The following is a 9,605-nucleotide window of genomic DNA, read 5'->3' as shown; positions in this document are numbered from 1 at the left end:
AATTTTGTATACCCTTCATCGGGCTGCAAAGACGCCCACATCATAGCTGTACTCAGCTTGATGTGGGAGTATGTCACAGGCAAAACAGCTTAAGTATATCTAATTAATTAAACCACTCCTGATATAAAAAATAAATGCTTTTGTGCGCTATGGGTAAGCCACCCTCTGTGCAGTGGAGATCCTACTGAGGACGTTCTTAATCGCTGAAACCATTGCCATTATTACATCTTTTTTTCTTCTTCCGTTACATCCGCTACAGAATCCGTTGCCGAACTTCCTGACATCCGTTACATCCGTTACATCCGCTACAGAATCCGTTGCCGAACTTCCTGACATCCGTTACATCCGTTACATCCGTTACAAAATCCGTTGCCGAACTTCCTTCGCCTCTGATTACTCGTTCATATTCTTGTAAGTAGCAACAGCAGAAGGCGAACTCCGGTTTAAATAGCGAAATATCCAATACTTAAATACAGTATCCAAGATAACTGGAAACGTCGCAATGAACAAAAATATGAACTGCCTATTTTCTGGTAGTCCCAAATGCCTCGATAAACCTTCAAGAATTACTTCCCAGCCATGAGGCGAGTGGAATCCCACAAACACATCTGTAAACAAAATAATTACGAAAGCTTTCGCACTGTCGCTGAGGCCGTAAATCACATCATCCATGAAAGACTTTAAAATCTCAATCTCTTTCTTGTTAGTGACGATAATCGCGGCAAAGGCTATGCAGGAAATCAAATCAGCAAAAATATTTTTAATGGCTCCACCACTTTCAGCGCGGTATTCCTCCGCTAGTTCAACTGCTTTCTCGGCAATCTTCTTTTCCGTTTCCTCTAAAGAAAGCGACGGAGCAATGCCTATTAACCTTTCAAATTTGAGGTGTTGCTCAAATCTTTCCAGTTCTTGGAATGCTTCTTCTTCCAGGTTAACATTTAGGAAAACTGGAGCATTTTCTTTGCCCCTAAAATGGTCAACTACCGGGCCGACTAGAAAGTTTTTTGCAATTTGATTCGTCAACAGCGGAACTAAAATCAAAAGCAAAATAAATCTGAGAGAAATAATTGTTTTTACTTTGGAATTGCGAAAATTCTTGACTACTTCTTTTTCCGCTTCCGGGTCTAAATCTTTAGTAATTCGATTCAAAGTTCCCAGAAGCGATCGCGGTAATAAATTCACTTCTTCATAGTTAGTGTCAACCTCACCATCGTGAATTTGAACATAATTAGCTGAACCTTTATTTTTGGGGTCAGGTGGAGAGCTGCTATTTGTAGATTTTGCCTGCAGATTTACTGAACTGACAACCGGAACAATTGCCGTCGATCTACTATTATTAATATACTTGTCGATGACTCCATCAATAAACTCTAGCTTCTCAAATATAAGGGAGGCTCTATCTTTACTGTTGAGATGTAATCCGTGCTGGTGATGATCCGCGCTGTTCCCCGTTTTCGGTTTGGCCCCCACTCGCTCCGGCAGTTCCAAAAAAGAACGGCTAGCATTAAACTCAACCATTCGGGTTTGGATGACCTTGAGGTATTTTTGCAGCTCGGATTTAAAGTAAGACAGGGTGCTCTGTCCGTAATCTCCCGACGATCGCTCAGAGATTCCTTGACCGCCAAAATGCTCGTCTTCGATCGCCTTAATTGCTAACGCAGCATCGTAGGCCTGTTCTAGAGCCCTCTCAGGCGTTTCTCGATACCATTGGTGAAGGCTGTAGAGATATTTTACAATCCTGTTCCACGGAGAAGTATTCATAGCTAAAGCGGGTTAGTTGGCTGTAGACATTAGTGATTAAAGTATTCACGGTATGGTAACAAATTTACATAAATTGAGAACGGCCACCGAAGATTCAATTTGGATTGTCGGATCTGCCCGCAGCGGCAAAACCACTCGCTTAGTCGAGCAGTTCTGCATTTGGAGCAAAACTGTCAAGCCTTTGCCCACAACAGTTTCAGGGCGATCGAGTTCCGGGCGGCGGCGGGCTGGACAAACTGCCCCAGCAATTTTAGTCTTAGCAGCTAACGGAGACAACCGGCTAGAATTGGCCGATCGCATCGCCGTCGCTACCGAAGGAAAATATACCTTTCACTCCACAACGCCCTTCGGTTTTTTTGAGCAGGAGGTATTGCTATTTTGGCCCCTGCTAGTTCAGTCGCTGGATTTGAGGGCTCAATTTCCCCTGCGGCTGCAACCTGAAACAGAACTGGAACTTGCCGCGAGACTCTGGCGTCGCGAACTAGACGAAGGCATTTTGCAACAAACAGGGGTAAGCCCAAACCGAATGGTGCGTCGAACACTTGACTTATTACAACTTGCTGCTGTCAGCGGTACGCCCAGAGAAGAGATTCCCAGCATTCTAGAACAGGGATTTGCTGGTGACGGCGGCTCGAACAACCTGTGGACTAGCATGGGAGAGTTGCTCGAAAGGTGGTGCGACTGGTGCTTGACGCGGGGGTTCCTGACTTACGGGATTGTTTGCGAACTCTACTGGCGCTATTTGTTGCCGGATGCCACCTACCAGCAGCATTTGGCCTCTAGATACCAAGCTGCGATCGCAGACGATGTTGACGATTATCCCGCGATAAGTCGCCATTTGTTCGATCGAATGCTCGACTTCGGTGCAGCGGGGGCGTTCTCCTACAACCCAGATGGAGGAGTGCGTTTGGGCTTGGGGGCTGATACGGAATACCTAGCCAGACTCGAAGACCGCTGTCAAAGCGTGGTAAATTTGGACGAAAAAGCCGGTTTAGCCCTAGAGATTGGAGATTTAGCGGTAAGTTTAGCAGTTAATACTGAGGGTTTTTATCCTTTAGGCTTGAGTTTGCCCGGTAAAGTTCGATCGCTCCAAACCACTTCCCGGGCTCAACTGCTGCGAGAAACCGCCGAAATCATCGTGGATGCGGTGAAGTCACAAGCCGTGGAACCCCAGGAAATCGCCGTAATTGCCCCTGGGATGGATGCGATCGCCCGTTACAGTTTAACGGAAATTCTGGCGCGAGATAATATCGCCGCCGTATCTCTCAACGATCAGCGGCCGCTCTCGACTACCCCAGAGATTCGAGCTTTACTCACTTTGTTAGCCTTAGTTTATCCGGGACTCGGCCGTTTAGTAGATCGAGACGGCGCAGCAGAAATGCTGGTAGTGTTGGGCAGCCAGAAACACAGTTCATTGGAAACAGAAGATTCCAACTCGACATTCAATCTAAAATCTCAAATTCACAATCAAAAATCGATCGACCAAGTGAGAGCAGGTTTAATCGCCGATCACTGTTTTTGTCCAGATATCGATCGACCTCAATTGCTGCCAATTACAGCTTTTCCCCGGTGGGACAGAGTGGGACACCGAGCAGCCAGGGCCTACGAGCAGATTGTGGAGTGGATCGAACAACAGCGATCGCAACAGCAGGAGCGGCTGTTGCCGAGCCCAATTGCCCTGCTCGATCGAGCCATCCAGAAATTTCTCATGAACGACAGATACCTCCCCTACGATCGGCTAGCAGCCCTGCGCGAGTTAATGGAAACCGCCACCCACTACTGGGAAATTAACGGGCGAATGCAGCGCGTAGAACCCACAAACGGCGGCGACTCAGAAACGATCGCCCGGTTCATCCAGTTGTTGCGCCAAGGAACCGTCACCGCCAACCCCTTTCCAGTGCGTCCCGAAGGCCCAGCAGCCAGAGCCGTCACCCTCGCCAACATCTTCCAGTACCGCAGCAGCCGCCGCGCCCACAAATGGCACTTTTGGCTGGATGCCGGCTCGCCCCTGTGGCTGAGCGGCGGTGCGGCGACATTGTTTGGCGCTCCCTTATTTTTGCGATCGCAACTGGGGCGCCCCTGGGAAACCGAAGAAGAAACGGCGGCTGACCAACAGCGACTGCGGCGAATTCTGCTAGATTTGTTAAGTCGCTGTTCCCTGCTTTACCTTTGCCACAGCGAACTATCCGTCAGTGGACAAGAACAAACCGGGCCGCTTCTGCCCCTAATTAACAGCTCTGTTTCTTGTCAGCAGTCAGCATAAGGCATTCGCTTCTGCAGGCAAGAGGCACATCTGTTTTCAGCATTGAACATTCGGAAAGAAAAAATTATGACGGCGAAGATTTTTATTTTTTCGGATTCTGGATAAATACACCGGGCTGACTCCAATCCCGACTTCTAGGTTCTATCGAAATAGCGCGATATTAAAGTATACCCAAGATAGGCAGCAAAACGTGCAATCATTAATATTTTGAAATCAAAAGATGCCCGGCTTAAAAAATATCTATAGCCGTTGCATTTTGGATTTAGTATGTTAGAAATGATGGGGTTATTAATCAATTTTAAGCCAGATTTGTGGCAACAAACTGCCGTCGCAAAGTAAACGATTTCTTAGAAATTCTTTGTAAATCCTTGTAAAACCTTATATTATGTATTGACAACAAAAATACCACCTAGCGATGACCAGATATGTCACACCGCCAGAAGCTTGCAAAATCCTGCAAGTCTCAGATAAAACCCTTAGAAACTGGGAACTTGCCGACAAAATATCAGCAATCAGAACTCCCTCCAACCAGCGACGCTACGACATCGACAGCGTTCTCGGAACCGGACACGACCGAATTACAGCCATCTACGCCAGAGTCAGCAGCTACAAACAACGAGAAGACCTTGACAGACAAGTCAGCTACCTCCAAAGTCTCTACCCGCAAGCTAAAGTCTTCAAAGACATCGGAGGTGGACTCAACTTCAAAAGAAAAGCCCTGCTTGCCCTTCTGGGACAAGTCATGTCAGGAGATATCTCAACAGTTGTGGTGGGACACCAAGACAGACTGTGCCGGTTTGGTGGCGATCTCATCAAATGGATCTGCGAGCCAAACAATTGCCAACTCATGGTTCTCGGCAGAAACGAGCTGTCTCCAGAACGATAAATGGTTGAAGATGTGCTTGCCATCATCCACGTCTTTAGTTGCCGAATCTACGGCTTGCGAAAATAAAAATCTGCTATCAAAGAAGATTCGAGTTTACCCGGAAACCAAGCTAGCAGCCAAATGGAGGACTTGGATTGCAGCAAGTAGATGGTGTTACAACCAAGCAATTGCTATCCTTAAAGACGAAAGAATTGGCAAGTATGAATTAAGAAAAAAGGTAATGGGCTTGGCTCCCACCTGGGTTTCCGAGCAACCTTACAACCCGCGACAAATGGCAGTCTTTCAAGCTTTTGAAGCACACAAGGCAGCTAAAAAGACAAAAGGAACGGCAAAATTCAGAAGCCGTTTCGATACATCTGAGACTATCCGGTTTCAAACATCTAATTGGAAATTGGGGACTTTTTATCCAACTTCTACTAAAGGGCTAACCTTTAAAGCCTCGGAACCTATCATCGAGGTAATGCAACACGAACCAACACTCAGCTTGATTAACAGGCAATGGTTTATCTGCTATGCAATTGATGTACCAAAAATCAAGCCGATTGATAGCGATTTGGTGATAGCTTTAGATCCGGGCGTTAGAACTTTCCTTACTGGTTTTGACGGCAGTGGCTTTGTCGAAATAGGAAAAAACGATATCGGTCGCATCTATCGGCTAGCAAGACATCTAGACAAATTAATGTCCCGCATTGGGGTAAGTAAAGGAAGGCAATTCAAGCGGCTGAGGTATGGCCTGCGAAAATCAGCAGCAAAAATTAGAATCAAAATCAAAAACTTAGTCAATGAATTGCATAAAAAAGCTGCAAAATATTTGACAGGCAAGTACAAGTTAATTTTCTTGCCAACCTTCGAGACGCAACAAATGGTCAAGAAAGGTAAGCGCTCTTTAGCAACTAAAACAGCTAGGGCGATGGTCACTTTAAGTCATTATCGTTTCAAGCAAATGTTGAAGCATCAAGCCACTAAACATGGTGGTGTTGTAGTAGACGTGACAGAAGAGTACACCTCAAAAACCTGTTCAAAGTGTGGACACATTCATACTAAATTAGGCGGGTCTAAAGTCTTTAAATGTCCAGAGTGCGGACACACTCTGGACAGAGACAAAAACGGTGCTTTCAATATTTTGTTGAAAGCTTTGAGAGATACCTCCTTGATAGGAGAGCTTGCTGCTTTCTCTATCTTGCCATACACGGTTATTCCTGGCGAGCGTCCGGGATTTACCGGGTTAAATGTATCTGATACTAATCAGTTCTTAAAGTTAATCGGGATCGTCGTTTAAAGGAGCCAAAATAATGCCAAGTGCAGTGCCAGCAGTAATTATACCACCAACACCAACACCAGAACCACCTCCAACACCAGAACCACCTCCAACACCAGAACCACCTCCGACGCCGCCAACACCTCCAACCCCAGCACCACCTCCAACACCTCCAACACCTCCCTCCGGGGACGACACAATTGGCGACATAGACGACACAGGGGGCGGAGGCCAAGGTACCTCGCCCGGAATCATCGGCGGCGTAGTCCGTGGCACAGAAACCAACGATTCCTTAGTTGGCAGTCCCGGGCCCGACGTGATTTCCGGACTGCAAGGCAACGACAACCTGCAAGGAGCCGACGGCGACGATTTAGTATTCGGGGGCGATGATGACGACGTGCTGTTCGGCGCGCCAGGGAACGACGTTCTCGACGGCGGTTCAGGACTCGATACCGTGTACGGAGGCAAAGGCAACGACTGCCTCGACGGGGCAAATAACCCTGACCTGCTGTACGGCAATGACGCCAACGACACGGTAATCGGAGGCGAAGGCAGAGACACGGCTTATGGGGGAAAAGGCAGCGATAGCTTGCGTGGGGGTTCTGGCGACGATAGCTTTTTGGGCGATCGAGGCGACGACATCGTGTGGGGCGACCAAGGCAACGACTCGCTCTTCGGTGGCGACGGCGAAGACTTGCTATTTGGCAACGAAGGAGGCGACTGGCTCTACGGAAACGCCGGCGGGGACACATTTTTTTCCGGCGACGGCGACGACATCGTATTCGGCGGCGACGGGGACGACATCGTGGACGGCGGTGCTGGCAACGACGTTCTTTGGGGCGAAGCAGGCAAAGACATAATCGCAGGAGGCGAAGGCAGAGATGTGTTCGTCATCGGTGCATTCAGTTCCCCCAGCGGCAGCAGCGACGGCACTAACCCGGCATTTGTCACTACAGGCGGCCCCGACATCGCCGATGCCGACATTTTCACAGACTTTCGCCAAGGCGAAGATTCGATCGGGTTAACCGGCGACCTCAAGTTTGAAGATTTGGTAATCTTCCAAAGCACTGAGACGAAAGCCGGCAGTACGATTATTCGCAACGGCGTCAGTGGCGACTTTTTAGCAGTATTGCCCGGAGTAGACAGCAGAACCCTAGGGCGAAGCTCATTTGTAATTGCCCCCACAGTTCCCGGCAGCGCCACTCCACTTCCCCTACCGACGCCGACAGGAAGTCCGACACCGACAGGAAGTCCGACACCGACAGGAAGTCCGACACCGACAGGAAGTCCGACACCGACAGGAAGTCCGACACCGCCCACACCGACAGAGCCACTGCCGACGTTCCCGACGCCAACAACAGGAAGTCCGACGCCGACAGGAAGTCCGACGCCGACAGGAAGTCCGCCGCCGACGTTCCCGACGCCCATCTTTAACCAACCTCCAAGAGCAGTTAACGATAACTTCACCACGGTTGCGGGTCAAGAACTCAGTTTCAACGTTCTGTTGAACGATACTGACCAGGAACAAAGCGCTCTGACTGTCACGACTTTTGCTCCAGCAAGCAAAGGGAGCCTGGTTCCCGTGGGCGGCGGCGTATTCAAATACACCCCGAATCCCGGCTTTTCGGGTACTGACAGCTTCAGCTACTCGATCGCAGACGGCAGCGGCGGCACAAGTAAGGCGGTAGTAACCATCAACGTCAGTAGCCCGCCGCAGCTAAAAATTAACGAGGGTGTGGTGGTTGCCAAAAGTAATCCTATCGGGACAATCACTGCCGCCGATTTGTTAATCACAGATCCCGACAACAGCCCCTTGGAAATCGTTTACACGATTACTAAAGCCCCCGATGCTACCAGAGGTTTTGTCCAAAGGGGTAGCACATTTCTCAACGTGGGCGGCAAATTCACCCAAGACGATATCAATAACAACATCGTCAAATACAACTTGCTGGCAGCAGGTGGCAGCGACACTTTCACGTTTACAGCCTCCGACGGATCTGCAACTATCGGGCCGGCATCCTTTAGCATCACGGTGGTAGATAATATTGTCGATCGCAGCGCACTCCCGGCCAGCAGCTTTACAGGCAGCAACCTCAGCGACTTCATCGTCGGCGGGGCCGGCGACGATACCCTATCTGGGGGCGACGGCAACGACCTGATCGATGGTAATGGCGGCAACGACCTGGTATTCGGTGAAGCAGGCAACGACTCGGTGGTGGGTGCGATCGGCAACGACACCGTTGACGGCGGACTGGGCAACGACACCGTTGACGGCCAAGACGGCATAGACTCGCTGATCGGCGGGCTGGGCAACGACCTGATGTTCGGCGGCAATGACAATGACAACCTCTTGGGCGGTGACAACAACGACACCATTGACGGCGGAACAGGCAATGACTCGATGTTGGGAGAATCCGGCGACGACTCGATACTTGGAGCAACCGGCAGCGACACCTTACTTGGTGGCCTTGGCGACGACTCCCTCGACGGCGGTGCAGGCGACGACATCCTCGACGGTGGACTGGGCAGAAACTTGCTCGACGGCGGTATCAATAACGATTCCATCTTGGGCGGCGACAACGATGACACGATGTTGGGTGGAGGAGGCAACGACACGGGACTAGGAGGTTCGGGCAATGACTACGTGTTGGGCGAGGCCGGCAGCGACTCCCTCGACGGCCAAGCGGGCGACGACACTCTCGACGGCGGTGCCGGCAGCGACTGTCTCAGCGGCGCCTTCGGCAATGACTTGGTATTGGGCGGCGATGACAACGACTCGCTTTCCGGCGGTGCAGCCAATGACATTTTGGGTGGCGGTGCCGGTTCTGACTTGCTCACGGGCGATGCTGGCAATGATTTCTTCTACTACGAAACTCCCAGCGAAGGCGTGGACGTGATTGCTGACTTTAACGCTAACGGCAGCGAGACCGACAGATTTTTGTTCAGGTCGTCAAATTTCGCAGGTTTAACCAACTCAGGAACTACTCTCGATTTCACCAGTTTTATCGTCAGGAATATCGGGTCTAGCGGCGACGACATCAGCAAGCAATCAGTCATTTTGTTTGAATCTAAATTTGATAACGCTCAAGCAGTAAATGCAGTGTTGAAAAATCAAAAGGGTTCGAGCAAAACAGGAGCTTTCTTCGTGTACCTGAACAATACTTTTAACAAGTACGTTCTCGGCTTCGACCCGAATGTGGCAGATGACAGTCTCCCAGCTTTCGATTTGGCAGTGTTGAATTCTATTCCTACAGTGCCGGGAGCCCTGAGCACCGTCATTACTGCATCTGACTTTAAGTTTATTTAGTAGTTTTTGAGTAGCGTCGCAAGGAGTCGGAACAATGCCAAGTGCAGTACCAGTAGCTTTTCCCCCACCGTCGCCGTCCCCGGCACCGTCGCCGTCCCCGGCACCGTCGCCGATGACGGGGACTTCGACA

Annotated in this window: 4 protein-coding genes and 1 pseudogene; 4 read left to right on the top strand and 1 reads right to left on the bottom strand. The window is 49.9% G+C overall.

All coding sequences use genetic code 11. The features are described from left to right. Positions 1–393: 393 nt before the first annotated feature. The gene (locus QUB16_RS16045; protein ID WP_333317513.1) at positions 394–1,761 is read right to left on the bottom strand and encodes a proton extrusion protein PcxA; all 1,368 of its coding nucleotides are present in this window, start codon (positions 1,759–1,761) and stop codon (positions 394–396) included. Between the two features lie 52 nt (positions 1,762–1,813). Between QUB16_RS16045 and QUB16_RS16040 the strand changes: the two genes are divergently transcribed. From QUB16_RS16040 to QUB16_RS16025, 4 genes and pseudogenes are all read left to right on the top strand, one after another. Continuing rightward, complete coding sequence (locus QUB16_RS16040; protein WP_333317511.1) at positions 1,814–4,024, top strand: recombinase family protein; 2,211 nt, start codon at positions 1,814–1,816, stop codon at positions 4,022–4,024. Positions 4,025–4,439: 415 nt separating this feature from the next. After that, positions 4,440–4,976: pseudogene (locus QUB16_RS16035) on the top strand (IS607 family transposase). After that, the gene (locus tag QUB16_RS16030) at positions 4,927–6,189 is read left to right on the top strand and encodes an RNA-guided endonuclease InsQ/TnpB family protein (protein ID WP_445251127.1); all 1,263 of its coding nucleotides are present in this window, start codon (positions 4,927–4,929) and stop codon (positions 6,187–6,189) included. Before QUB16_RS16035 ends, QUB16_RS16030 begins: the two are co-directional and overlap by 50 nt. Positions 6,190–6,202: 13 nt before the next feature. Then, positions 6,203–9,475: an Ig-like domain-containing protein gene (locus QUB16_RS16025; RefSeq protein ID WP_333317507.1), complete on the top strand. Its 3,273-nt coding sequence runs from the start codon at positions 6,203–6,205 to the stop codon at positions 9,473–9,475. Positions 9,476–9,605: the final 130 nt, after the last annotated feature.

The organism is Microcoleus sp. D3_18a_C4 (assembly GCF_036702415.1).
GTDB lineage: Bacteria > Cyanobacteriota > Cyanobacteriia > Cyanobacteriales > Microcoleaceae > Microcoleus.
This window is presented reverse-complemented; position numbering and strand designations above follow the sequence as displayed.

Coding starts and splice junctions, on each gene's coding strand:
- QUB16_RS16040 (WP_333317511.1), top strand. CDS start 1,814: ATGGTAACAAATTTACATAAATTGAGAACGGCCACCGAAGATTCAATT.
- QUB16_RS16025 (WP_333317507.1), top strand. CDS start 6,203: ATGCCAAGTGCAGTGCCAGCAGTAATTATACCACCAACACCAACACCA.
- QUB16_RS16045 (WP_333317513.1), bottom strand. CDS start 1,761: ATGAATACTTCTCCGTGGAACAGGATTGTAAAATATCTCTACAGCCTT.